The 300-nt window shown below is 73.3% G+C and carries 1 protein-coding gene; it reads left to right on the top strand.

Features of this window, described 5'->3' with window-relative positions:
- On the top strand, nucleotides 1-300 hold a 300-nt coding region (locus D9V41_RS17330), incomplete at both ends, for an SAM-dependent methyltransferase (RefSeq protein ID WP_243697336.1).

Genomic DNA, 300 nt, shown 5'->3' with positions numbered 1-300 from the left:
GGGGCGCGGCACCTCGAACTGCTGCCCGAGGACGTCGCGGCGGAGCGGCGGGAGTGGCCGTCGCCGTTGCGTGAGGGGCTTCCCGCCCTGCTGTCGGAACTCGGTGATCGTGAGGTCGTCGCGCTCGCGTCGGGCGACCCGTTCGTCTCGGGAATCGGTTCCACCCTCGTCGACCTGCTCGGGCCCGAGGGCGTGCACGACGTCATCCCGGCGGTGTCGTCGATCGCGCTGGCGCGGGCCGCGATGCGATGGTCGGCCGAGCACACCACGTGGGTCAGCCTCGTCGGCCGTCACGCGCAC

Origin of the sequence: Aeromicrobium phragmitis (genome assembly GCF_003674095.1) — a bacterium.
Taxonomy (GTDB): Bacteria; Actinomycetota; Actinomycetes; order Propionibacteriales; family Nocardioidaceae; genus Aeromicrobium; species Aeromicrobium phragmitis.
Note: the sequence above shows the minus strand (reverse complement) of the source record. Positions and strands in the feature narration are given on the sequence as shown.